Annotated in this window: 20 protein-coding genes; 5 read left to right on the top strand and 15 right to left on the bottom strand. The window is 67.6% G+C overall.

The annotated features are described in order from the left end of the window. Nucleotides 1-8: 8 nt before the first annotated feature. From ACZ5MC_RS11930 to ACZ5MC_RS11875, 12 genes are all read right to left on the bottom strand, one after another. Nucleotides 9-941 carry an arginase family protein gene (locus ACZ5MC_RS11930; RefSeq protein WP_464515913.1) on the bottom strand — a complete coding sequence of 311 codons (933 nt, stop codon included), beginning with the start codon at nucleotides 939-941 and terminating at the stop codon, nucleotides 9-11. Nucleotides 942-953: 12 nt separating this feature from the next. After that, nucleotides 954-1,484 (bottom strand): GNAT family N-acetyltransferase, encoded by a 531-nt coding sequence (locus ACZ5MC_RS11925; RefSeq protein ID WP_464515912.1) that lies wholly within the window; start codon nucleotides 1,482-1,484, stop codon nucleotides 954-956. A gap of 70 nt (nucleotides 1,485-1,554) precedes the next feature. After that, nucleotides 1,555-3,420, bottom strand: a complete 1,866-nt coding sequence (locus tag ACZ5MC_RS11920; protein ID WP_464515911.1) for a GGDEF domain-containing protein — start codon at nucleotides 3,418-3,420, stop codon at nucleotides 1,555-1,557. Nucleotides 3,421-3,496: 76 nt separating this feature from the next. After that, complete coding sequence (locus tag ACZ5MC_RS11915; protein ID WP_464515910.1) at nucleotides 3,497-3,907, bottom strand: YfiR family protein; 411 nt, start codon at nucleotides 3,905-3,907, stop codon at nucleotides 3,497-3,499. Nucleotides 3,908-3,981: 74 nt separating this feature from the next. After that, entirely contained in the window at nucleotides 3,982-4,986 is a 1,005-nt protein-coding gene (locus ACZ5MC_RS11910) for an inorganic phosphate transporter (protein ID WP_306600645.1), read from the bottom strand. Between the two features lie 7 nt (nucleotides 4,987-4,993). Continuing rightward, nucleotides 4,994-5,644 (bottom strand): DUF47 domain-containing protein, encoded by a 651-nt coding sequence (locus ACZ5MC_RS11905; protein ID WP_306600644.1) that lies wholly within the window; start codon nucleotides 5,642-5,644, stop codon nucleotides 4,994-4,996. Between the two features lie 288 nt (nucleotides 5,645-5,932). Beyond that, nucleotides 5,933-6,643 (bottom strand): response regulator transcription factor, encoded by a 711-nt coding sequence (locus ACZ5MC_RS11900; protein WP_306600643.1) that lies wholly within the window; start codon nucleotides 6,641-6,643, stop codon nucleotides 5,933-5,935. A gap of 11 nt (nucleotides 6,644-6,654) precedes the next feature. Further along, nucleotides 6,655-7,329 carry a phosphate signaling complex protein PhoU gene (gene phoU / locus ACZ5MC_RS11895; RefSeq protein WP_306600642.1) on the bottom strand — a complete coding sequence of 225 codons (675 nt, stop codon included), beginning with the start codon at nucleotides 7,327-7,329 and terminating at the stop codon, nucleotides 6,655-6,657. Continuing rightward, nucleotides 7,329-8,231 carry a phosphate ABC transporter ATP-binding protein PstB gene (gene pstB / locus ACZ5MC_RS11890; RefSeq protein ID WP_306600641.1) on the bottom strand — a complete coding sequence of 301 codons (903 nt, stop codon included), beginning with the start codon at nucleotides 8,229-8,231 and terminating at the stop codon, nucleotides 7,329-7,331. Before pstB ends, phoU begins: the two co-directional genes overlap by 1 nt. Beyond that, on the bottom strand, nucleotides 8,231-9,778 hold the full coding sequence (gene pstA, locus ACZ5MC_RS11885; RefSeq protein ID WP_464515909.1) for a phosphate ABC transporter permease PstA: 1,548 nt from the start codon (nucleotides 9,776-9,778) through the stop codon (nucleotides 8,231-8,233). The genes pstB and pstA overlap by 1 nt, the downstream gene beginning before the upstream one ends. Further along, a complete protein-coding gene (locus ACZ5MC_RS11880) occupies nucleotides 9,778-11,937 on the bottom strand; it encodes an ABC transporter permease subunit (RefSeq protein ID WP_464515908.1) in 2,160 nt (719 codons plus the stop codon). Before ACZ5MC_RS11880 ends, pstA begins: the two co-directional genes overlap by 1 nt. Before the next feature lie 19 nt (nucleotides 11,938-11,956). Then, nucleotides 11,957-12,949: a PstS family phosphate ABC transporter substrate-binding protein gene (locus ACZ5MC_RS11875; RefSeq protein ID WP_306600638.1), complete on the bottom strand. Its 993-nt coding sequence runs from the start codon at nucleotides 12,947-12,949 to the stop codon at nucleotides 11,957-11,959. Between the two features lie 383 nt (nucleotides 12,950-13,332). Between ACZ5MC_RS11875 and ACZ5MC_RS11870 the strand changes: the two genes are divergently transcribed. The 5 genes from ACZ5MC_RS11870 (at nucleotide 13,333) to ACZ5MC_RS11850 (ending at nucleotide 20,369) form a co-directional block, all read left to right on the top strand. After that, nucleotides 13,333-15,501 carry an Rne/Rng family ribonuclease gene (locus tag ACZ5MC_RS11870; protein ID WP_306600637.1) on the top strand — a complete coding sequence of 723 codons (2,169 nt, stop codon included), beginning with the start codon at nucleotides 13,333-13,335 and terminating at the stop codon, nucleotides 15,499-15,501. Between the two features lie 87 nt (nucleotides 15,502-15,588). Continuing rightward, nucleotides 15,589-16,260: a ZIP family metal transporter gene (locus ACZ5MC_RS11865; protein WP_306600636.1), complete on the top strand. Its 672-nt coding sequence runs from the start codon at nucleotides 15,589-15,591 to the stop codon at nucleotides 16,258-16,260. Then, on the top strand, nucleotides 16,250-18,565 hold the full coding sequence (locus ACZ5MC_RS11860) for an LPS-assembly protein LptD (RefSeq protein ID WP_464515907.1): 2,316 nt from the start codon (nucleotides 16,250-16,252) through the stop codon (nucleotides 18,563-18,565). The genes ACZ5MC_RS11865 and ACZ5MC_RS11860 overlap by 11 nt, the downstream gene beginning before the upstream one ends. A gap of 123 nt (nucleotides 18,566-18,688) precedes the next feature. Then, on the top strand, nucleotides 18,689-19,729 hold the full coding sequence (locus ACZ5MC_RS11855) for an IS630 family transposase (protein ID WP_306597910.1): 1,041 nt from the start codon (nucleotides 18,689-18,691) through the stop codon (nucleotides 19,727-19,729). A 220-nt stretch (nucleotides 19,730-19,949) separates the two neighbouring features. Continuing rightward, nucleotides 19,950-20,369: a GxxExxY protein gene (locus ACZ5MC_RS11850; RefSeq protein WP_306597912.1), complete on the top strand. Its 420-nt coding sequence runs from the start codon at nucleotides 19,950-19,952 to the stop codon at nucleotides 20,367-20,369. 211 nt (nucleotides 20,370-20,580) lie between these two features. Here the strand turns inward: ACZ5MC_RS11850 and ACZ5MC_RS11845 are convergent, their stop codons facing one another. From ACZ5MC_RS11845 to trxB, 3 genes are all read right to left on the bottom strand, one after another. Beyond that, nucleotides 20,581-21,036, bottom strand: a complete 456-nt coding sequence (locus ACZ5MC_RS11845) for a cache domain-containing protein (protein WP_306600634.1) — start codon at nucleotides 21,034-21,036, stop codon at nucleotides 20,581-20,583. A 66-nt stretch (nucleotides 21,037-21,102) separates the two neighbouring features. Further along, nucleotides 21,103-22,446 carry a sensor domain-containing diguanylate cyclase gene (locus ACZ5MC_RS11840; protein ID WP_464515906.1) on the bottom strand — a complete coding sequence of 448 codons (1,344 nt, stop codon included), beginning with the start codon at nucleotides 22,444-22,446 and terminating at the stop codon, nucleotides 21,103-21,105. A 22-nt stretch (nucleotides 22,447-22,468) separates the two neighbouring features. Further along, nucleotides 22,469-23,443: a thioredoxin-disulfide reductase gene (trxB, locus tag ACZ5MC_RS11835; RefSeq protein WP_373432561.1), complete on the bottom strand. Its 975-nt coding sequence runs from the start codon at nucleotides 23,441-23,443 to the stop codon at nucleotides 22,469-22,471. Nucleotides 23,444-23,451: the final 8 nt, after the last annotated feature.

Raw genomic sequence — 23,451 nt, 5'->3', positions numbered from 1 at the left:
GGCGCCTCCTAGCTGAGCAGTTGAAGGGCGATGTGGGCCGCCACCCGGGCGCTGTCGTCCGCGCCGGGGAGGGTGGGGGCCAGTTCCATGATGTCGGCGCCGACCCACGCCACGTTCCGGAGGCAGGCCAGCAGGGTGAAGACGTCCAGCACCGAGAGGCCGCCGGGGACGGGCTCGGCCACGGCGGGGCAGAAGGCGGGGTCCAGCACGTCCAGGTCCACGCTCACGTAGGCCGGCACCTGGCCCACCCGGGCGATGTCGCCCTGGAGCTGCGACAGGAGCCGCGGGTCCTTGAGGTCCATGGGCGTCCACATGCGCACGCCGGCGTTGAGGAGGAAGACGATCTCCTCGCTGTCGAAGCGGGGGGCGCGGACCCCCAGCTGCACCGTGTGCCGGGGGTCCACCAGGCCTTCCTGGATCGCGCTCCGGAGCCAGGTGCCGTGGTGGTGCCCGGTCCCCCAGACCTCGCCCGTGCCGGCGTCGGGGTGGGCGTCCAGGTGCAGGAGGCCCAGGGGCCCGCGCCTGCGGGCATGGGCGCGCAGGGCGCCCAGGGTCATGAGGTGGTCGCCGCCCAGGAGGAGGGTCCGGGCCCCCTCGACGACCCACCCGTTGACCGTCTCCTCCACCGCGCCCAGCGCCTCGGCGATGCTGAAGGGCCGGGTGGGGATGTTGCCGCCGTCCACCCAGTCCAGGGCCGCCAGGGTCCGGCCCCCCAGGTCGTGGCCCTGGAGCCGGAACGGCATGGCCGCGCGCCCCAGGCCCAGGGTGGCCGCCCGCAGGGCCCAGGGCCCCATGCGCGCCCCGGGGCGGTTGAGGACGCCGCCGTCGAAGGGGGCTCCCAGCACGACGCCGGGCACGGGGGAGGGCTCCAGCTGGAGGGGCAGGCCCAGGAAGGGGGTGAGGCCCGTGCGCAGGGCCGTGAGCAGAGCTTCAGGGTGCATTCGCGCTCCGCTTCAGGAAACCAGCTTCAGGCGGGAATACCGCGCCCTGAGGCGGTCGATGTCCTGCTTCTCGATGACCGACCACAGCCGCACGTCGCCGGGGTGGTAGTAGTCCCGCGCCTCCGCCACCACGCGCGCGCCCAGGGACGCGTGGATGGACCGGGCGTCGTGGTTCCCGGGCTCCACCAGGAAGCGGCAGGACTCCATGTCCTCGGCCAGGAGCTTCTTCACCATGGCGCGGATCAGGAGGTAGTTGACGCGCGTCTTCCGGTAGTCGGGATGCACGGCCAGGGTGGCGCAGTAGACCGCCTTGCCGTTGGGGAAGTTGAGCACGTAGCCCGCGGGCCGGTCGCCGTCCATGGCGATGAAGCACCAGTCCGAGTAGAAGTCCGTGCAGAGCCTCTGGTAGTAGGGGCAGAGCTCGCCCACCTCGTCCTGCTCCCAGATCTCGCGCTCGAGGCGCTGCAGATGGGCGAAGTCGGCGGGCGTGAGGGGGCGGATGTCGTAGCGGGGCTGCTGTTGTTCCGTGAGCGGGATTGCCATCGGATCACCTCCTGCTTCAAGGATGGGGTCCGGGCGTTACAGGCGAACGCCCTGGCGGCAACGGCCCGGATCATTCCTGGGACATTCCTGTTAAACGCCGCGGCTGGCGGCGTTCCACGAAGAGGACGGAGCCCTCCAGGCCCTTGGCCTCCTTCTTGGCGACGGCCGCGCTGGCGGAGATCTCGTGGTGGTTCGCGAACTGGCCCGGCCACGCCTTCACCGCGCCCACGCTGAGGCTCAGCAGGGGGTGCACCACCTGGCGGCGGGAGCGGTCCTCGCCCACGTAGCCCCGCGACTCGAGCTCCCCTTCGCTGAAGAACCTGGCCAGCCCCGCGTCGAAGGCCTCCAGCAGGCTCATGCAGCGCCGCTCCCAGTCGGCGCTCCGGAACACCATCATGAAGTCGTCCCCGCCGATGTGTCCGACGAAGTCCAGGTCGGGCTCGCACACGGAGCGGAGCAGGTCCCCGGTCCACTGGATGACGTCGTCGCCGCGCCGGTAGCCGTGCACGTCGTTGTAGGGCTTGAAGTGGTCCAGGTCGCAGTAGCACGCCACGAAGGGGACGCCCTGGTGGAGCAGGTCGTCCAGGTGCTCGTTGATGGGGACGTTGCCGGGGAGGCCCGTGAGCGGGTTGGCGTAGCGGGCCGCCTTGATCTGCATCTGCGTGATCTCGCGCATGAGGTCGTGGCCGCTGCCCATTCCGGCGTAGAAGCCGTTCCGGGTGAGGATGTAGCCGTGGAGGATGTGGCGGGGATCGGACTCCACGATGAGCCGGCTCACCTCGTGGAGGCTGGTGCCGTGGTCGAGCACCAGGATGTCCCGGTTCATGATGGCCTCCACCGGCTTCTTCCCGTACAGCTCCCGGGAGAAGGGCTTGAACATCATGTCCATGAACACGTGGCGGTTGATCAGGCCCACGGGGATGCCGTCGCGGACGACGGGAATGGACTGCAGGTCGGAATCGGCCTGGAAGAGCTTCTCCACCTTCCCGTTGGGGGTGTCCGGGGCCAGGGCGGGCACCTCGACCATGAGCCGGGCCGCCGTGGAGCGCCCGTCCCGGATCCAGCCGGAGCCGTCGGGGTCCCGGCGCCGGAACAGGCCCGGGGCCGCGGCGGCCTGGGGCAGGGGCGCGGGGCGGCCCAGGAGGTAGCCCTGGCCGAAGTGCAGGCCCAGGTCCCGCACCACGGCGAGGTCCGCCTCCAGCTCGATGCCCTCGCCCACGACCTTGGCGCCCGTCTTGGAGGCGATGTCGCACAGGGACTTCAGGAACTGGAGCTTGACCGGGTCCCGGCTCACGCCCTGGATGAAGTGCATGTCGACCTTCACGAACTCCGGGCGCAGCTCCGACCACAGGCGCAGGCTGGAGAAGCCCTCCCCCAGGTCGTCCAGGGCGATGGCGAAGCCCAGCTTCCGGAACAGGGCGATGGCCTTCACCAGGATGCCGAGGTCGTGGATGGGCAGGGCCTCGGTGAGCTCGATGACGATCCGGCCCGGGGGCACCCCCAGCTCCTCCAGCCCCTGGATGGGCAGGAGGGAGCTCTGGGCCGCCGTGGCCAGGCTGCCGGGGCTCATGTTCAGGAACAGCTTCTGGGCGGCCCCGCTGGCCGCATAGGCCCGCACCAGGGTCCTGCAGCAGGCGCACTCCAGGTCGTAGAGCTGGTTCGTGAGGCCGGCCACCTTGAACAGGCTGGCCGGAGCGTGGAGGAGCGTGTCCGAGGGACCCCGGATCAGCCCCTCGAAGGCCAGCACCGCCCCGGTCTCCAGGTCCACGATGGGCTGGAAGTGGGGCTTGAGGCGGTCTTCCGCGAGGATGGCCCTGAGCTGGTCGCCCAGACCGATCATCCCGTCCGCGGTGCCGGCCGGATGGTTGCGGGCGCCCGCATGGAGGGCCAGTCGGGCCCTGCTGGTGGCCAGGGAGAGGGAGGCGAGGGGGACCATGCCTCCAGTTTCACGCCCCGCCGTCCCGGGCGTGGGGCGGCGGTGGAACTTGGGTGTTAATACGGCGGGCATGGGGCTACCGGACCCGGGAGATCTTCAGGAGGGCGTCCGACAGGGTGACGCCGGAGGCCTGGACGTTCTTGAGGCTGACGAGGATGACGGGCCTGCCCTTCTCGAGGACGATGGCGATCCCCGCCCCATCCTTGAGCATGGCGGCGTCGCCGGCCACCACCAGCTTGCCGTCGGCCAGGTAGTCCTTGAGCTGCTCGCCGTTGGCCGCCCAGGCCACCGGGGCCTTGGCGTCCGGAGACACGCCCCCCTTCTTGAGCTGCATGGACAGGTCCATGTCGCGGCAGGCGATGCGCCCGGGCGCACCGGCGCTGGCCGTGACGACCTTGAGGAACGGCATGAGCTCGGCGGGGGCCACCTGGGGCGGTGCGGCCAGGGCCACGGTGACGAAGAGCAGGGCGGCGGGAAAAAGGGTCATGGCTCCATCCTTGGAACCAGTGTTCCCGACCCGTGTCTCCGCTTTAGATTGGAACCGTTAATTCCCTGTGATTTCTACCTTACGAACAGGGGGTGGATCAGCCGCAGGGTCCCGTAGGCGATGCCGAAGCTGCAGGGGATCGTCAGCACCCAGGCCACGAAGATGTTCCCGGCCACGCCCCAGCGCACCACATTGGCGTTCATGGTGGCCCCGACGCCCATGATGGCCCCGGTGATGGAGTGGGTGGTGGAGACGGGGATCCCGAAGTGGGCGGTGGTGAACAGCACCATGGCCGCGGCGGTCTCGGCGGCGAACCCGTGGATGGGCCGCAGCTTGACGATGCGGCTGCCCATGGTCTTGATGATGCGAAGGCCGCCGCTGGCGGTGCCCGCGGCCATCATGCCCGCGCACCCCAGCTTGACCCACATGGGCACGGCCACCTGGTGCCCGGGGAGGACGGTCATCTTCCCGTAGATGATGAGGGCGAGGCAGATGACGCCCATGGCCTTCTGGGCGTCGTTCTGGCCATGGGTGAAGGCCATGGCGCTGGCCGAGACCAGCTGCAGCTTCCGGAAGGCGTTGTTGATCTTCCTGCCCGAGGTGTGCCTGCAGATCCATTGGATGAGCAGGATCAGGATGGCCCCCATGAGGAAGCCCAGCATCGGGGACACGAAGATGAAGAGGGTGATCTCCTCCAGCTTGGTCATGTGGAGCGCCCGGAAGCCCGCGTGGGCCACCACGGCCCCGGCCAGGCCGCCCATGAGGGTGTGGCTGGTGCTGGAGGGGATGCCGAAGTACCAGGTGCCGAGGTCCCACAGGATCGCGGCCGTGAGGGCCGCGATGAGCACTTCGGGCACCACGAACTGGGAGTCCGCGATCCCCTTGGCGATGGTGGTGGCCACGTGGGTGCCCAGCAGGGCCCCGCCGAAATTGAGGCAGGCCGCCATGACGATGGCGTTGCGGGCGGACATGACCCCCGTGGAGACCACGGTGGCGATGGCGTTGGCGGTGTCGTGGAAGCCGTTGATGTAGTCGATGGCCCAGGCCATCACGACGATGAGGATGAGCGTCGGGATCATGGCGCGCTCAGGCGTTGCGCATGACGGTTGAGCTCACGACCTTCGAGACGAGCTCGATGCGGTCGGTGGCGTCCTCCAGGAGGCTGAGGATCTCCTTCCACTTGATGAGCTCGATGGGATCCTTGGGGTTCTCGAAGATCTCGGCCAGGGCGGCGTGGTAGACGGCGTCGGCCTGGTTCTCCAGCTCGTTGCAGTACTGGATGCGCTTGTTGATGTCTTTGCCGTTGGACATGTTCCGGAGGTGGCCGATGAGGGGCTTGATCTCCTCGGCGCCGGCGACGATGAGCCGCCCCAGCTCGACGGCCGTGGGCATCACGGCGGTGATCTTGTAGAGCACCAGCCGCTCGCAGACCCCGTCCAGGCAGTCCACGACGTCGTCGAGGCAGTGGGCCAGATGGAGGATGTCCTCGCGTTCGATGGGGGTCATGAAGGTTCGGTTCAGGCGGTCCACGATCTCGTGGGTGATCTCGTCGCCCACGTGCTCGAGGTCCTTCATCTTGCGGCGCATCCCGGCCCACTCGCCGGGGGTCTGGCGGGACTTGAACTCGGCCTCGAAATGCTTGGCGGAATCCACGAGGTTGGAGGCGGAGGCTTCGAGCAGGTCGAAAAACACCATTTCGTGGGGTTTCAACCAGCTGATGAGTGAGTTCAAGGACATCGGGACTCCTGAAAGACCAATGTCTCCATTGTGCCTTGGGAAGCCCCGGTACCCTAGCCGGAATGGCCGGCAGTGGGGCGCATTGCCGGTTTTTCCACACGGCAGGCCAGATTCCTGATCTGTTTCCCCCAGCGCCTCAGCGAAACCTCCGCGCCTCTGCGTTTGATTTCCTTCTGTGCGATTCCGGACGATCGGGGCCCACCCAAGCAGTCAGTGATTCATGGAGAAGAACTAAACGCTGGGGCGCAGAGGGTTCACAGAGGCGCTGGGGAAAAATGCGGCAGGAGATCAGGCGTCCACGCTTCCCAGCCGGTAGCCCACGCCGACCACCGTCTCGATGAGGCCCGCAGCCTCCCCCAGCTTCGACCGCACCCGCCGCACGTGCGCGTCGATCGTCCGGCTCTCACCCAAGTATTCCAAACTCCATACTTGCTGCAAAATCTTTTCCCGGCTCAGGACCCGCCGCGGGTTCTGGAGGAAATACGCCAGCAGCTCGAACTCCCGGCGGGTCAGTTCCATGGCCTCCCCGTTCACCCGGGCGATGTGCATGTCCAGGTCCACGCTGATCGGGCCGAAGGTCATCTGCTGGACCTTGCTGGGGGCGTCGATGAAGGCGGCCCGGCGGAGGATGGCCCGGATGCGGGCGACCAGCTCCCGGCTGGAGAAGGGCTTGGAGATGTAGTCGTCGGCCCCCAGCTCCAGGCCGAGCACCCGGTCGATCTCCTCGTTGCGGGCGGTGACCAGCACCACCGGCAGGGCGCGGTAGCTGGCGTCGGCGCGGATGGCCCGCAGGACGTCCAGGCCGTCCACGTCGGGCAGGGTCAGGTCCAGCAGGGCCACGTCCAGGCGGGAGGCCTGGCCGGAGGAGGACTGGGCGATGAACCGGAGGGCCTCGCGGCCGGTGCCGAAGGCGCTCAGGGAGAAGCCCTCCCGCTTGAGATGCTGTTCCAGCCCCAGCCGGATGTCGGCATCGTCTTCGAGGAGGAGGAGGTGGGGCATCGGGACTCCGGTCAGCCTTCGGGGGGGGTCTGCAGGTAGGGGTGCTTCACGCTGACGCCGCCGATGATGAAGAGGACCTCCTCGGCGATGTTGGTGGCCTGGTCGGCGATGCGCTCCCAGTTCTTGATGACGATGATGAGGTGGCTGGCCCGCTCGATGGTCAGGGGATCGGCCAGCATGAGGCGCAGCAGCTCCCGGTTGATCTGCACGTAGAGCGCGTCCACGGAATCGTCCGAGGCGATGACGGCCCTGGCCAGCTCCGCGTCGCCGTTCACGAAGGCGTCCACGGCCCGGCGGACCATGGAGAGGGTCTCCTCCCCGAGCCGGCGCAACGAGTCGCCCAGGTCCAGGGGGAGCAGGGGGTTCAGGATGAGGGCCCGCCTGGCGATGTTGGTGCAGTGGTCGCCGATGCGCTCCAGCTCCGGCACGATCTTGAGCGTGGAGGCGATGAGCCGCAGGTCCGAGGCGAAGGGCGCCCTCAGGGCCAGCAGGTCGATGCAGGCCTGGTCCAGGCGCAGCTCCAGCTCGTCGACGCCCTTGTCCAGGTCGTTGACCCGGCGGGCGTCGCCGTCGTTGCGCTCCATGAGGGAATTATGAGTGAGGAGGATCATCTCCTCCACCTGCCCGGCCATGGCCAGGAGGCTGAACTTGAGATCCCTGAGCTCGTTGTCGAAGTGGCGCGCCATTAACCGAATCTCCCGCTGATGTAATCCTCGGTCATCCGCACCCTCGGATTGGTGAACAGCATTTCCGTAAGCCCGGTCTCGATGAGCTTACCCATCCAGAAGAACGCCGTAAAGTCGCTTACGCGGGCGGCCTGCTGCATGTTGTGGGTCACGATGACGATGGTGTAGTCCCGCTTGAGCTCGAAGATCAGTTCCTCGATGCGGCTGGTGGCCAGGGGATCGAGCGCCGAGCAGGGTTCGTCCATGAGGAGCACCTCGGGCTGGACGGCCATGGCCCGGGCGATGCACAGGCGCTGCTGCTGGCCGCCGGAAAGCCCCAGGCCGCTCTCCTTGAGCCGGTCCTTCACTTCGTCCCAGAGCCCGGAGGCGATGAGGCTGCGCTCCACCGCCTCGTCCAGGACGGTCCGGTCCTTGACCCCCTGGATGCGCAGCCCGTAGGCCACGTTTTCGTAGATGCTCTTGGGGAAGGGGTTGGACTTCTGGAACACCATGCCCATGCGCTTTCGCAGGCTGATGACGTCCACGCCCGGGGCGTAGATGTCGTCCTCGCCCACCTTGACGCTGCCCTGGATGCGCACGTTGCCGATGAGGTCGTTCATGCGGTTGATGCACCGCAGGAGGGTGCTCTTGCCGCAGCCCGAAGGCCCGATGAGGCTCATGACCGAGTGCTCGCGCACCTCCAGGTCGATGTTGAACAGGGCCTGCTTGGGGCCGTAGAAGAGGCTCACGTCCTCGATGTGAAGCAGGGCCTTGGCGTCCAGGACCGCTGAGTCCGTGAGGGGGACGTCGGTCTTGCGGGCCGTGACCGGGGGAGCCGGCGGCTGGGTTTCCGGGCGGGCGGGCACGGGCTCCGGCACGGCTGGGTGGGAATCGAATTCCGTCATGGCTTCTCCGGCGGGCATCAGAAGGCTCCTCCGCCCATTCTCGCCCGCAGTCGGCTGCGCAGGCGAAGGGCGAACAGGTTGAGTACCACCACCACCAGGAGCAGCAGCAGTGCGGTCATGAACACCATGGGCTTGGCGGCCTCGCTGTTGGGGCTCTGGAAGCCCACATCGTAGATGTGGAAGCCCAGGTGCATGAACTTGCGGTCCAGGTGCAGGAAGGGGAAGGTGCCGTCCAGGGGCATGGAGGGGGCCAGCTTCACCACGCCCGTGAGCATGAGCGGCGCCACTTCGCCTGCGCCCCGCGCCATGGCCAGGATGAGGCCCGTGAGGATCCCCGGCATGGCCCCCGGGATGACCACGTTCCAGAGGGTCTGCCAGCGCGTCGCCCCCAGGGCGAGGCTCGCCTCCCGCTGGCTGCGGGGGACGGCCGCCAGGGCCTCCTCCGTGGCCACGATCACCACCGGCACCGTCAGGAGGGCCAGGGTGAGGGCGGCCCAGAGGATGCCGCCGGTGCCGAAGGTGGGGGTGGGCAGCTTCTCGGCGAAGAAGAGCCGGTCGATGCCGCCGCCCACGAAGTAGACGAAGAACCCCAGCCCGAACACGCCGAAGACGATGGAGGGCACGCCGGCCAGGTTGTTCACGGCGATGCGCAGGGTCCGCAGGATCCAGCCCTGCGATGCGTACTCCCGCATGTAGAGGGCCGCCATCACGCCCAGGGGGACCACGAGGATGGACATGAGGAGCACCATCATCACGGTGCCGAAGATGGCCGGGAAGATGCCCCCCTCGGTGTTGGACTCCCGGGGATCGTCGGCCACGAACTCCCAGAGGCGGGACAGGTAGGCGCCGGTCTTGCCCAGCACGCCCAGGGCGTTGGACGGCACGACCCGCACCACGGAGGCCAGGGGGAGGGTCTTGGTCTGGCCGTCCACGGCCTCCAGGGTCACGGTGACGGCGGCGGCCTGGGCGCGCAGGAGGTCGAGGCGGGCCTCGGCGGCGTCGTACTGGGCCTGGAGGGCCTGCATGCGGGCCTCCAGGCCCGGCTTGCGCTTCATCTCCAGGCGCAGGTCCTCCATCCGGCGGTTGAGGCCGCCGATCTCGGACTTGTCCAGGCTCCGGATGTGCCGGCTCAGGGCCAGGGCCGCGGGCCGGAGGCGGTCGAGGTTCTGCATGGGGTCGCCGGGAAGGGCCTGCCCGTCCTTCTCGAGGCTCCTGACCCGGCCGTAGAAGGGGCCGTATTCCAGCCGCTCCACCACCACGGCGTCGGCGGGGGCCGTCAAGGGGCCCAGCTCGGCGCGGGGCACCCAGCGGTAGTCCTGGCCGAACAGGTCCCGGTTGCCCACGTGGAACTGGACCTTGTCGGGCTCCTGGCCGGTGATCTCGCCCAGGATCGGGCCCTGGGCGGTCGCCGCCGCCACGATGGGCCCGGGCCAGAAGAACCCCAGGCCCTTGGCCCCGATGTAGCCCACCAGCCCGAAGATCATCAGCAGGGAGAAGGCCAGGGTGGCCCCGGAGAACCAGATCAGGGCGCTGCCCCGGCGCCACCATTCGCGAAGGTTCGTCATCAGAAGGACTCGTAGCGCTTGCGCAGATGCTGGCGGACCAGCTCGGCGGCGGTGTTGAGGAGGAAGGTCAGGCAGAACAGGAGGGCGGCGGTGAAGAAGAGGAGCCGGTAGAGGCTGCCGTGCACCGGGGCCTCGGGCGTCTCCACCGCGATGTTGGCCGCCAGGGTGCGCATGCCGTTGAAGGGGCTCCACTCCATCACCGGGGTGTTGCCCGTGGCCATGAGCACGATCATGGTCTCGCCGATGGCCCGGCCCAGGCCCACCATGACCGCGGAGAAGATCCCGGGGCTGGCGGTGGGCAGGACCACGCGCCACGCGGTCTGCCAGGGGCTGGCGCCGCAGGCGAGGCTTGCCGAGGTGAGGGACTTGGGCACGGCGCTGAGCGCGTCCTCGCTGATGGTGAAGATGATGGGGATCACGGCGAACCCCATGGCGAAGCCCACCACGAGGCTGTTGCGCACGTCGTAGGTGACGCCGTGGGCCGCCAGCAGCCAGTTGCGGTAGTCGCCCCCCATGAAGATCCGCTCGAAGCGCGGCCCCAGCCAGGTGGCCAGGGCGAGGCCCGTCAGCAGGAGGGGGATGACCCAGAGCACTTCCCACCCCGTGCCCCAGCCCAGGCGGATGCGCCGGGGCAGGCGGCTCCAGGCCGGGAAGACGGCCAGGGCCAGCAGCAGCGTGACCCCCGGCAGGATCAGGACCATGACCGCCGAGCGCTCGAAGAGGGGCGCCAGCACCAGCCCGGCCAGGAAGCCCAGCACCACGGAGGGCAGGGCGGCCATGATCTCGATGAGGGGCTTGATGGTGTCCCTGAGCCTGGGCGAGGCGAACTGGCTGGTGTAGAGGGCCCCCAGGATGGCCAGGGGCAGGGCGAAGATCATGGCGTAGAGCGTGCCCTTGAGGGTGCCGAAGAGCAGCGGCATCAGGCTGAGCTTGGGTTCGGAGTCGTCGGACCCGCCGCTGCTCTGCCAGACGTACTCGGCCTTCGGGTAGCTCTCGTAGTGCACCTTGCCCCAGAGGGTGCGCATGCTGATCTCCGGGTGCGGGGCATCCAGGGTCCAGGAGCGCAGGCCCCCGGACGCGTCCGCGGCGAGGATCAGGTCGCCCCGGGCCGTGAGGGCGCCGGACCGGATTTCGCCGCCCCGGGCCTCGAAGAGCCTGTTCTCCGTGGTGAGGTGGTCCACGGCCACCATGCCCGCGGACCACGCCAGGAACCGCTTGTCCCGCTGCCCCGCCATGAACCCCTTCACGGCCCCCGCCATGGGCTTGAACCGGTGGAATTCCTGAAGGGTGGTGGAACCGTCCCGGTTGAGCACCTGGAACGCGGCCAGGGAGCCCTTCTCCCCGCCCACCAGCAGGGCGGCCCGCCCCAGGTCGAAGCCCAGGGCCGTGACCGGCTCCCCGAGGGAGCCCGAGGCCGCCAGGGCCGTCTCGTCCCCGACGCTGAAAGCGAGAACCCCGCCCTGCGGGGTTCCGGCGAAGAGCATGGCGCCGTCGGCGCTCCACTTCGCGCAGGTCGCCGGGCCCTCCAGGGGCACCGGCTTCCAGGCGGCCGGCGCGGCCGCGTCCCCGGAAACCTCGGCCCACACGAGCCGGCCCTGGCCGTCACGGGCCGCGATGCGCCAGGTGGCCGCAGGCGCGATTCCCGAGGCCGGCATCTCGCGGGTGTGCAGCAGGGCCGTGATGCCGCGGGCGGGCTGGAGCCCCTTCCACTCCACGGCCGGGCTCCAGCTGGCGGGGTCCCTGTCCTCGGCGGGCTTGACCCAGCCGAGCGCGCCGAAGGCGATGCGGCCGTCGGAACCCAGGGCGGCCAGGGCCCCCTGGGCGTTGATGGGGGTGTGGGAAAGCCAGGGCAGGGCGGGGCCCCCGGAGGGGACCGGCACTTCCCGTCCCTTGGCGAAGGCGCGGATCCCGGCGGCGGGATCCGCGGTCAGGATCCCCTCGCCGCTTTCGTCCGCGAACAGGGACGCGGACGCGGGCAGGCGCCCCGGGGCATGTTCCTGGACCCGGGGCGCGCGGAAGATGGGGTAGGCCTCCTTGCCGATGAAGACGAGGATGCCCAGCACGGCGGCGATGATGGTCATCCCCCCCAGGGTGATGACCCAGTCCATGACCCGGTCCAGGCGCTTGGCCCTGTTCAGGATGGAGGAAGCGCTGCGCATGCTGGGCTGTTCCCTTCGGCTACTTGAGGTTCTTGAGCTGCTCGTCGACCATCTTCTTGGGGAGGGGGTAGTAGCCGTCCTTGATGACCACGCCCTGGCCTTCCTTGCTGAGAATGAAGGTGATGAACTGCTTGACCAGCGGATCCAGGCCCTTCCTGGGATCCATGTTCACATAGATGTAGAGGGCGCGGGCCAGGGGGTAGTTGCCGTTGAGCGCGTTCTCGTAGGTGGCCTCGAAGGCCTTGCCGCCGTTCTTGGCGGGGTTGGAAAGGGGCACGGCGCGCACCTCGGAGGTCTTGTAGCCGATGCCCGAGTAGCCGATGGCGAACTTGTCGGTGCCCACGCTCTGCACCACGGAGCTGGAGCCGGGCTGCTCCTTGACGGTGTCCTTGTAGTCGCCGTTGCCCAGCACGTGCTCCTTGAAGAAGCCGTAGGTGCCCGAGGCGCTGTTGCGGCCGTAGATGGAGATGGGCTTGGAGGCCCACTCGCCCTTCAGTCCGAGCTTGGACCAGGCGGAGATGTCCTCCACGCCGGACTTGCGGGTCTTGGAGAAGATGCCGTCCAGCTCCTTGACGGACAGGGACTTGATCTTGTTGTCCTTGTGGACGAAGACCCCGAGGGTGTCCAGGGCCACGGAGATGCGGGTGGGCTTGTAGCCGAACTTCTTTTCGAACTGGTCGATCTCGCCGGCCTTCATCTCCCGGCTCATGGGGCCGATCTGGGAGGTGCCGGAGATGAGGGCCGGAGGGGCGGTGCCCGAGCCCTTGCCTTCCACCTGGATCTTCACGCCGGGGTAGCTGCCCTTGAAGGCCTCGACCCAGTAGGTCATGCAGTTGTTCAGGCTGTCGCTGCCGACCGAGTTGAGGGTGCCGGTCACGCCCGCGACCTTCTTGTAGGCCTGCAGCTTGGGGTCCACCTTCACGACCGCCTGGGCGGAAAGGGTCCCCCCCATCGCGAGGACGACGGCCAGACTCAGGATGTTCTTCATGGGATGCTCCTTGGGCAACGTCATTCAGCATCCTCCACGGGTTCAACCATGTTGAGACACGCATGTTACTTCCGTGTAACCGGCCACAATTTTTAACTTCGGCCTCCAAAGCGAATATTTTGGGGAATTTACCTGATGTCCTCTTGCCCTTGGGCCCCGGCGATGGGACAATGCCCCTAGCCAAAGCGGGCCGGAGCCAGCGCGTCACTTTGGTAAATCCCTATCCGGGACGGTCTTAAGGAATCGAGACCCCCCAATCCCATCCCAATCGAACCATTCTCAGAACCCCATCCACAACCCAATCGTGAAGACCTCCTGCCCCTGAACGGCCGAGGGTCTATTCCAAGGAGATCGTTTTGCCCAGAAAAACAATGCTTATCAATGCCACGGACTCGGAGGAGATCCGTGTGGCCACCCTCGTGGACGGCGTGCTGTCGGACTTCGACATCGAGTTCGTCCACAACGAGAAGATCAAGGGAAACATCTACAAGGCCAAGGTCGTGCGCGTGGACCAGAGCCTCCAGGCCGCCTTCATCCACTACGGCGGCCAGAAGAACGGCTTCCTGCCCATCGGCGAGCTGCCCAAGGACCTGGTGAGCCCCGACGGCCGCCGGGGCCGCATCCAGGACCTGCTGAACCGGGACCAGGAGATCATGGTCCAGGCCGTGCGCGAGGAACTGGGCTCCAAGGGCGCCATGATGACCGCCCAGATCTCCCTGCCGGGCCGCTACCTGGTCCTCACCCCGGGCAACCCCACCAACGGCATCAGCCGCAAGATCGAGAGCCGGGAGGAGCGCGAGCACTTCAAGAAGCTCATCGACGAGCTGGAGATCCCCCGCAGCTTCGGCGTCATCGTGCGCACCGCCAGCCTCGGGGTCACCAAGGAGGACTTCCAGCGCGACCTGGACTACCTCCTGGACACCTACAAGGAGGTCCAGAACCGCTACAAGCACCGCCAGGGCGCGGGGCTCGTGTGGCAGGAGGACGACGTCGTCACCCGCACCCTGCGCGACGCGTTCACCAAGGACATCGAGGAAGTGCACATCGACGACCTGGAGACCTTCCACGCCGCCCAGGGCTTCTTCAAGCGCACCATGCCCCAGCACCTGGGGGTCCTGAAGCACTACATCGGCAAGAAGCCCCTGTTCAGCAAGTTCTCCACGGAAGAGCAGATCGACCGCGTCTATGGGCGCAAGGTGCCCCTGCCTTCCGGCGGCGCGCTGGCCATCGACCAGACCGAGGCCCTCGTGGCCATCGACGTGAACTCCGGCAAGACCACCGGCGACAACGTCGAGGACATGGCCTTCAAGACCAACATGGAGGCCGCCGAGGAGGCCGCCCGCCAGCTCCGCCTGCGCGACCTCGCCGGCCTGGTGGTGATCGACTTCATCGACATGAAGCGCGAGGGCAACAACCGGGCCGTCATGGAACGCCTGGTCGAATGCCTGGAAGAGGACAAGGCCCGCATGGAAGTGGGCAAGATCAACCGCTTCGGCGTGCTGGTCATGACCCGCCAGCGCCTGCGCCCCTCCCTGCAGCACGTCACCCACGAGGCCTGCCCCACCTGCCAGGGCACCGGCAAGGTCAAGAGCATCGAGGCCCTGGTCCTGTCGGTGGTGCGCCGCATCAAGGCGATCCTCAGCCGGGACGCCATCGCCGAGATCCGCGTCAAGCTCATGCCCTCCATCGCGCTGGCCGTGCTGAACCAGAAGCGCAAGGACCTCTCCGCGCTGGAGGACATGCACGACTCCAAGATCATCATCGTGGCCGACCCCGAGATCCCCTTCGGGGAGATGGCCGCGGAGATCGAGCGCGCCGAAGAGGAGCCCGCCGAGAAGGTGGCCGCCCGCAACGAGCGCCCCCGCGACCTGGACGAGGAGACCGTCGTCCTGGGCGGCGACAGCCCCATTTCCTTCGACAAGGCGCTGGGTGGCGACGACGCCCCCAAGAAGCCCGCCCGCGCCCCCCGCAACGAGCCCCGCCGCGAGCCCGAGGCCGCGCCCGCCCCGGTGGCCGCCGCCACCCACGCGGAGATCAAGTACGACCGCCGCGACGCGCAGCGGGCCGCCCTGGAGGAGCGCGAGCGCCTGCGCGCCCTCTTCGAGGCCGCCAAGCCCCTGGACGAGGAGGATGGTGCCCCCGCCGCCGAACCCGTGGAGGAGGAGAAGGCCCCCGCCGGCCGCCGCCGCTCCCGCGGAGGCCGCAAGCCCGCCGCCGCCGCGCCCGAGGCCGCCGTGGAAGCCCCGCAGACCGCCGTGGCCGTCGAGGAGCCCGTGGCCGTGCCCGAACCCGAGCCCGCCCCCCTGCTCCTGACCGCCGACCTGCTGGCCGACCTCCTCACCCCGGCCCCCCGGATGAAGTTCAAGTCCAAGCCGGAACCCGAGCCCGAGGCTCCCGCTCCCGCCAAGAAGGGCCGTCCCGCCAAGGCCAAGGCCCCCAAGGCCGAGCCCAAGGCCGAGGAACCCGCCGTCGCCATCAAGGCGGACACCAAGCCCGCCAAGCGCGCTCCCAAGCCCAAGCCCGCCCCCGAGCCCGAGGCCCCCGTCGCTCCCAAGCCCCGTGCCCGCAAGAAATGATCGTGAGGTAACGCCCTGACGCCCTTCGACCATCTCTACTGGCTGGCCCCGATCGCCGCCCTGGCCACCCTCCTCGGAGGGTGGCTGGTGGTGCGTTTCCTCCAGGGCCGGGCCAGCCTCATGCGCCACATGTCCGGCGTGGCGGCCGGCTACCTCATGTCCGTCACCCTGGTGCGGGTCATGCCCGAGGCCGTCGAGCAGGGCGGCGAAGCCATGGCCCTGTGGGCCGTGGCGGGCTTCTTCCTGATCCACCTGCTCGAGCACGGCATCAGTCCCCACTTCCACTACGGCGAGGAATCCCATACGCACTCCGGCTCGGCCATGACGGGCGTCATCGCCCTGGTGGGCCTGAGCCTGCACAGCTTCATGGACGGCATGTCCATCACCGCCGCCATGCGCACCCACAGCGGCCTGGGCCTGATGGTGTTCACGGGCGTGCTCCTCCACCGCATCCCCGAAGGGGCCACGATCTCCTCCATCTTCCTGGTGAGGGGCTTCGGCAACCGGAAGTCCATCATCGCCGCGGGCATCCTGGCCATGGCGGCCCTGGTGGGTTCCATGAGCCAGGAGTTCCTGCACATCAAGCTGGGACCGGTGCTGGGTCTGACCGGGGGCCTCGGCCTCTACGTGGCCTGCTCGGACCTTCTGCCCGAAGCCCAGAAGGAGAAGGGCTGGAAGAGCACCGCGAGCCTCCTGGTGGGGATCCTCATCTTTCTGGTAGTGCTGGGTCTGGCGCCGCATCACCACCATGGCGCGTGAGCGGCGGATCCGCATAGGCCTTGTGGCGGCCCTGGGGCTGGGTCCCCTGGCCGCCCAACTGCCGCCCCTTCCGCCCCTGGGGCCCGACTGGCAGGCCCCCACCCCCGGCGAGCTCCTCCCCCTGCGTCCCCAGGAGTCCGTGGAATCCAGGGAAGGGGCCGTGCCCCTGCGCTACTGGGGCAAGGACGTGAAGGAGACCCCCGGCGGCTGGGAGATGGACGACGGCGCCGTGGCCAGCCCCGACCTGCTCCTGCTGGCCGACCACATCAAGTACAGCACCCTCACCGGGGAGATCGAGGCCGAGGGGCGCATCCGCCTGGAAGGGCCCGGGCTGCGCCTGCGCTGCGCCCGGCTCCGCATGGACTGGAAGCACCAGGTGGGCGAGGCCTGGGCCCTGGACATGGAGCTCCCCCCCAGCTGGTACCTGAAGTCGGACAAGGTGGCCTTCACCACCCTCAAGCACTGGGACTTCGAGAAGGTCGAACTCAGCCCCTGCCCCCAGGAGAAGCCCGGCTGGAAGGCCCTGGTGTCCCGGCTCACCGTGGACCTGGACAAGTACGCCACCATCCGCAACCTCTGGATCTGGGTGGGCAACGTCCCGACCTTCTACTACCTGCCCTGGGCCATCTACCCCGCCAAGGCCGAGCGCACCTCGGGCCTGCTGCCCATCTCCCTCTCCTTCTCGGGCCCCATGGGCGCCTCGACCCAGGTGCCCTACTACCAGGTGCTGGGTGACTCGGCGGACGTGACGGTGTCCCCGGAGTACTTCACCCGGCAGGGCACCCTGTGGGGTGGCGAGGCCCGCTGGAACCCCGAACCTACCCACCAGGGCTCCTTTGCCGGGCAGTTCATCAAGCAGAAGACCGACGACATCCACCGGTACCGGTTCTCCCTGAAGGAGATCTGGCAACGGGAAGATGGCTGGCAGCTCGCAGCCGACGTCAACCGGGCCTCCGACGCCCTCCTGGAGACCGACTACGGCCAGGGCATGGCCCGCCTGGGCGGCACTCCCTTCGACAGCGCCCTGTACCTGGGCCGGAACTTCCCCTGGGCCAGCTTCTCCTTCAACGCCTCCGAGCAGCTGACCTACTTCACGTCCGACTCCTCCTCGCCCCTCTATAACCCCAACTTCCCCAACTCCCTCCGCCGCCAGGTGCTGCCCAGCGTCCAGGGCTCCCTGTACCCCGTGCCCCTGGGTTCCTTCTACCTGGACGCCGGCGTGCGGCTGGGACGCATGACCTACAAGCTGGACATCCTCCCCACCGGCACCGGCGCCGTCCCCAACGACACCTACGCCTGGCGCAGGGACGACGGCTTCCTGCGCCTCCAGGGCCGGGTGGGGCAGTGGGGGCCCCTGCGGGCGGACCTCGAGACCCTTGGGCGCTACTCCCGCTACTCGCAGTCCCTGGGGCGGTCCCTGTTCGACACCGCCAACGTCGCCAACGGGAACCTGGCCATCACCACCAGCCCCTTCCAGGTGGACGCCCCCGCCGTGGACCGGGTCCTGGGCTCCGCCCGGCTTCAGCTCTCCGGCCCTCCCATCGGACGATCCTTCACGGACGTGCGCCTGTTCGGGTACAAGGGCGAGATCAAGCACGTCATGAATCCCTATTTCGCCTTCCTCACCACCAGCAAGGCGTCGGCCGAGGGCCGCATCCCCCACTTCGACGACGTGGACTCCCAGCCCGGGGTGGGCAACAGCGCGGCCGGGGAGCGGAGCCTGGAACTGGGCGTGAAGCAGCACTTCCTGGGCCGCCCCGGCATCAACGTGCCGTTCCTGGACCTGGTGCGCTGGCGCATCTCCTCCAGGTTCCACATGGCCCCGATCCTCCTCAACGACGGCCGGGTGAAGAAGGGCTGGGCCACCCTGGACAACGAGCTGGACGTGGAGCCCGACGAGACCCTGCGCATCAGCTTCCGCCGCAGCAGCGACGTGTCCGACAGCGACGCGGACCAGTCCCTTTCGGCGGACTACAAGGCCGGCGACGGGACGCGTTTCAACCTGGCCTACTACTCCACCGGGATCAACCGCCTCCTGGTCCGCCAGAAGGGCATCCAGCTGGGCGGCCTGAAGCGCCTGTGGAACGACGACGTGCGCCTGGAGTTCCAGGCCAACTACGACTTCAAGCGCCGCGCCTTCGCCGGCAGCCAGGTGGCCCTGGCCTACGTGACGCCCTGCGTGGCCTACTCGCTCCGCTTCTCCCACATCGGCATCACCGTGCCGGGTTCGCTGACGAAGGAGGACCGGCTGGACGTGGTGGTCACGCTGCGCAGCCTGGGGGATCTGGGCAAGTACACGTTCTAGTGTAGGCCGCCAGAAATACCTGTAACGCCAATACAGCTCGTCGCATCCAAGCGGCAGGTGAGAACTTTGGCGCAAGTGGGGCGAGTTGATCTAACTGTGGAGCAATTCAGACGCCTTGAGGAAATGGCGCGGAGCCGGACCTTGCCTGCGCGCAGCGTCCTGCGGGCCAAGATCGTTCTTCATCGAGCTTCTGGCGAGTCCTTTCGTGACATCGGCCAGGCTTTGGGCTGTGATCATCGGACTGCTTGGCAATGCCTCAAGCGATGGGAGGAAGCGGGCTTCGATGGCCTCGAGAGGGAACGCCCAGGTCGAGGCCGGAAGTCTTGGGTGATTGCTTTGAAGGGGCAAGAGGTGCTCCATAAGACGACGCAGGAACAGCCCGTCAATGCCACGCACTGGAGCCGGGCCTCCATGGCGCAGGCCACCGGGGTGAGCGAGAGCACGGTGGGACGCATTTGGCGTCAGAATGGCCTCAAGCCGCACCGCACCGTTGGTTTCAAGTTAAGCAACGATCCTCATTTCGAAGAGAAGTTGGTGGACATCGTGGCCCTGTATCTGGACCCTCCGGAGCATGCCATCGTGCTGAGCGTAGATGAGAAGAGCCAGATTCAGGCCCTGGACCGGACTCAGCCTGGCCTACCGATGAAGAAGGGTCGCTGCGGCACCATGACGCACGACTACAAGCGCAATGGAACGACCACCCTCTTTGCGGCCATGAACACGCTGGATGGTACGGTGATCTCGGCCACGATGCCACGTCATCGCCATGAGGAGTGGCTGAAGTTCCTCAAGCGGCTTGAGCGGGGTACGTCGAAGCGACTCGCTCTGCACATCATTTGCGACAACTACGCCACCCACAAACATCCGGCGGTCAAAAGCTGGTTGAAAGGCCATTCGAGGGTCCACGTTCACTTCACCCCCACCAGTTCATCGTGGTTGAACATGGTGGAGCGATTTTTCCGGGACATCACGGAGAACCGCATCCGAAGGGGTATTTTCAGATCCGTCCCGGAACTCGAAGCAGCGATCCACACCTATATCGCGAGACACAATGCCGCTCCGAAACCATTTGTTTGGACCGCGTCCGCGAACGATATCCTCGCCAAGGTGACACGAGCACGGCAGGCCCTCGCGGCCATTCGGACGGCCTCTGCCAAGGGTTGACGGCGAACCTGCCTTTTTCTTTTCCTCGGTATCCTCGGCCTCCTCGGCGCCTCGGCGATGGTTTTCTCAAGTATCAGTCGGCGCAAAGATTACATGCGCCGAAGCACCCGTCGAAAAGCCCATCGCCGAGGCGCCGAGGAGGCCGAGGATACCGAGGAAAGAATTCTGGCCTGAACGTCCCGGCGTGATTGAGCGCACTCCTGACCCGAAGGAGGAAGTCATGGGTCGGCATTGGGGCGAAGATTGGGGCGACAACTATCCCCATCGAGATATCACCGAAGCCATCATCCTCGCTGCCATCAGGGTGCAGATAGTTCTGGGGCCTGGACTCCTGGAAAATGCCTACAAGGCTTGCCTCGCCCATGAACTCAGGTTGGCCGGACACGAGGCCCTACGCGAGGTTCACCTCGACATCACCTACAAGGAATTGTGCGTCGAGAATGCCTACATCATGGATATCGTGGTGGACCACAAGGTGGTCGTCGAGGCGAAGGCCATTGCGAAGTTTTCGGAGGCCGACTTCGCCCAACTGAATAGCTGCCTCCACTTTGCAAATTTCGAAGTGGGCCTGCTGATCAATTTTCATAACTGGCCCCTCGAGGACGGGGGCATCAAGCGACTCGTCAATACCAAGCCCTGAACTGGACCCGAGGCGAAGGGGGGGGGACAAGGTGTTACCTGTTCTTCTGGCGGCCTACACTAGAGGATCCCGCTCCCGCTCCTTCCTCGGCCACCTCGGCGATGCATCCTGTTTCAAGCCCCTGCGGCGCAGAGGATCTTCGCGCCGAAGTCGTCATGAAAAGAAAGGTATCGCCGAGGCGGCCGAGGGGCCGAGGTTCGCCGGGGAAAGATCAGGGTTTATAGATTCCGCAGCACACCATCACATCCTCGTACACCTCGAAGTAGGTGCTCTTCTGCTCGATCTTCCCGCTGACGGGGTTGGCGAACTTGTAGTCCACCCAGCCCGAGTTCTTCGTCTTTGCCAGTTCCACCAGGTCCCTCATGTAGAACTTCCCGTCCACGTCCTTCACCACCAGCCGGTTGGTGCCGACGATTTCAGCCTTGAAGCCGTTGGCCCGGGCGATCCCCTTCCTGTCGATGATCAGCAGGTACAGATCGCTTCCCGATCCCACATGGAATACGCCGTTGGACTGGTTCGTCTGCTGGATCAGCTTGTCCATGCCGTTCTTCTGGGCGTAGACGATGGCTCGCCTGACGACGTTCTCCGCCTGGGCGGCCGTGTGGCCTTGGGCGTTGGCGATCAGGCAGGGCAGGCCGGCCAGGACCATCAAGGTTCGGTTCCGCATGGGGCCTCCTCGTTTGGGGAACCCAACATAGACCCGATGAGGCGGAAGTGCACCTGATATTCCTGCCTACTGATTGCTCATGACTTCGACCCGGTTTCGGCCCTTGTGTTTGGCCAGATACAGCGCTTCGTCCACCCGAAGGAAAAGGCGACCGGAATCCTCGCCGTCCGGCGCGCCTACGCCGAAGCTCATGGTCGGGAACACCGTCTGGCCGGATTCCACCTTCAGGGGCGCGGCCTCGATGCGCTCGCGGATCTTTTCCGCCACCTCGGTGCCGGCGCGCAGGCTCGTCTCCATGAGCAGGATGGCGAACTCCTCGCCCCCGATGCGGAAGGCCAGGTCGCTGCGGCGCAGGCTGGAGCGGATGCGCTGGCCCACGGCCTTGAGGACCGCGTCTCCCACCAGGTGCCCGAAGCGGTCGTTGGTGAGCTTGAAGTAGTCCAGGTCCCCCAGGATGAGGACGAAGGGCCGGCGGTTGCGCTCCCACTGGCTCACGGCGTGCTCCAGGTGCTGGCTGAAGGCGCGCCGGTTCAGGAGCTCGGTGAGGGGATCGGTGAGGACCTCGCTGCGCAGGGTGCAGGCCTCCCGCTCCAGGGCGCCGCGGCGCTCGGCCATGTCCTGGAGCTGGTGCTGGTATTCCAGCTTGAGGCGCTTGAGGTGGGTCCATTCCAGCGCGCAACGGCAGCCGTGGAGCAGGAGGGGCACGGACAGGGGCAGGGGGACCCAGTCGCGCGCCCCGGCGTCGAGCAGCTTGCACTGGGTGGCTTCGGGCACCTTGCCGCCCACCAGGATGACGCTGGGGGCCTGCGCGGCGCCGTCCAGGGTCCGGAGGACCTCCAGGGCCTGCTCCCCCGAGGCATCCACCCCCAGGAACAGGATGGGGGGCCGGAGCGCGGCGAGGGCGGGCTCGAGGTCCTGGCGCGCGCAGGTGCGCAGGTCGAGGCCGATGGCGGCCACCGCTTCCCGCATCCTGCCGGCGGTTTCCGGGCGGATCCCCATGGCCAGGGCGGGGACGGGGTCGCCCCCGTCGCGGGCGGCGGTCCCGTCCAGGAGCGGGCCGAGGGTCTTCTGGAGCCGGTGCACGCCGCTGTCCACTTCCACGAAGCCGTCGCCGTCCACCGCCGCCAGCGCATCGCGTTCGGCCTGGGTGGGCAGGTGGTCCACCACCAGCAGGACCGGCAGGTGCCGGAACAGCATCCGGGACTCCCCCCGCAGGAGGCTGCAGAGCCGGTACCCGTCCATGGGATCCGCCTCGGCATCCACCAGGACCAGACGGGCCCGGTTCCAGGCCTCCAGGGCCAGGGCCTCCAGCGGATCCTCGACCCGCTCCACCGAATGCCCGGTCCCGCCGAAGGCCGTACGCAGCGCTTCGACCAGTCCGTGGTGTCGTGTGATGGCTAGGAGGTCCATGGGGTTGGGTGTTCGATGCCTTTCACTCGGCCAGGCCGTTCTCCGACAGCCAGCGCTCCGCGTCGATGGCGGCCATGCAGCCCGAGCCCGCGGCCGTGACGGCCTGGCGGTACTGGTGGTCCTGGACGTCGCCGCAGGCGAAGACGCCCGCGACGGAGGTGCGGGTGGAACCGGCCTCCACGTCCAGGTAGCCCGCCTCGTTCATGGGCAGCTGCCCGGCGAAGAGGCTGGTGTTGGGCTGGTGCCCGATGGCCACGAAGAGGCCCTCCACGGGCAGGTCCTCCAGGGCCCCGGTCACGGTGTCCTTGAGCTTGAGGACGGCGATCTTGGGGATCAGCTCGCCGGTGGGCAGGGCCTGGTCCTTCGTGACGATGTCCTCCACGACCGCGTTCCACTTGAAGGCGATCTTCTCGTTGCGCATGGCCCGCTCCTGCATGGCCTTGGAGGCCCGCAGCTTGTCCCGGCGGTGGATGAGCGTGACCTTGGAGGCGAACTTCGTGAGGAAGGTGGCCTCCTCGAGGGCGGTGTCGCCGCCGCCCACCACGGCGATCTCCTTGCCGCGGAAGAAGAAGCCGTCGCAGGTGGCGCACGCGGAAACCCCGCCGCCGGTGCGGCTGAGCTCCTCGTCCTTGCGGATGCCCATCCACTTGGCGGAGGCGCCCGTGGCGATGACCAGGGCGTCGCAGGTGTACGCCCCCTGGTCCGTGGTGAGCTTTTTCGGGCTCGCGGAAAGGTCGGCCTTGAGCACCGTCTCGGCCTTGATCACCGTGCCGAACCGCTCGGCCTGCCCGCGCATCTCGTCCATGAGCGCCGGGCCCATGACGCCTTCGCGAAAGCCCGGGTAGTTCTCCACCTCCGTGGTGATCGTGAGCTGGCCGCCGGGCTGGGCCCCCTCGAAGACCAGGGGGGCCAGGTTGGCCCGGGACGCATAGATGGCCGCCGTGTAGCCGGCGGGGCCCGTACCGATGATGATGATCTTGTGATGGGACACGCGCAGCTCCGCAA

This window comes from Mesoterricola sp. JemC181 (genome assembly GCF_055384585.1).
The sequence above is the reverse complement of the archived record's forward strand: the minus strand, read 5'-3'. Positions and strand labels throughout refer to the sequence as shown.

Coding starts and splice junctions, on each gene's coding strand:
- ACZ5MC_RS11930 (WP_464515913.1), bottom strand. CDS start 941: ATGCACCCTGAAGCTCTGCTCACGGCCCTGCGCACGGGCCTCACCCCC.
- ACZ5MC_RS11925 (WP_464515912.1), bottom strand. CDS start 1,484: ATGGCAATCCCGCTCACGGAACAACAGCAGCCCCGCTACGACATCCGC.
- ACZ5MC_RS11920 (WP_464515911.1), bottom strand. CDS start 3,420: ATGGTCCCCCTCGCCTCCCTCTCCCTGGCCACCAGCAGGGCCCGACTG.
- ACZ5MC_RS11915 (WP_464515910.1), bottom strand. CDS start 3,907: ATGACCCTTTTTCCCGCCGCCCTGCTCTTCGTCACCGTGGCCCTGGCC.
- ACZ5MC_RS11910 (WP_306600645.1), bottom strand. CDS start 4,986: ATGATCCCGACGCTCATCCTCATCGTCGTGATGGCCTGGGCCATCGAC.
- ACZ5MC_RS11905 (WP_306600644.1), bottom strand. CDS start 5,644: ATGTCCTTGAACTCACTCATCAGCTGGTTGAAACCCCACGAAATGGTG.
- ACZ5MC_RS11900 (WP_306600643.1), bottom strand. CDS start 6,643: ATGCCCCACCTCCTCCTCCTCGAAGACGATGCCGACATCCGGCTGGGG.
- phoU (WP_306600642.1), bottom strand. CDS start 7,329: ATGGCGCGCCACTTCGACAACGAGCTCAGGGATCTCAAGTTCAGCCTC.
- pstB (WP_306600641.1), bottom strand. CDS start 8,231: ATGCCCGCCGGAGAAGCCATGACGGAATTCGATTCCCACCCAGCCGTG.
- pstA (WP_464515909.1), bottom strand. CDS start 9,778: ATGACGAACCTTCGCGAATGGTGGCGCCGGGGCAGCGCCCTGATCTGG.
- ACZ5MC_RS11880 (WP_464515908.1), bottom strand. CDS start 11,937: ATGCGCAGCGCTTCCTCCATCCTGAACAGGGCCAAGCGCCTGGACCGG.
- ACZ5MC_RS11875 (WP_306600638.1), bottom strand. CDS start 12,949: ATGACGTTGCCCAAGGAGCATCCCATGAAGAACATCCTGAGTCTGGCC.
- ACZ5MC_RS11860 (WP_464515907.1), top strand. CDS start 16,250: ATGGCGCGTGAGCGGCGGATCCGCATAGGCCTTGTGGCGGCCCTGGGG.
- ACZ5MC_RS11855 (WP_306597910.1), top strand. CDS start 18,689: ATGGCGCGGAGCCGGACCTTGCCTGCGCGCAGCGTCCTGCGGGCCAAG.
- ACZ5MC_RS11850 (WP_306597912.1), top strand. CDS start 19,950: ATGGGTCGGCATTGGGGCGAAGATTGGGGCGACAACTATCCCCATCGA.
- ACZ5MC_RS11845 (WP_306600634.1), bottom strand. CDS start 21,036: ATGCGGAACCGAACCTTGATGGTCCTGGCCGGCCTGCCCTGCCTGATC.
- ACZ5MC_RS11840 (WP_464515906.1), bottom strand. CDS start 22,446: ATGGACCTCCTAGCCATCACACGACACCACGGACTGGTCGAAGCGCTG.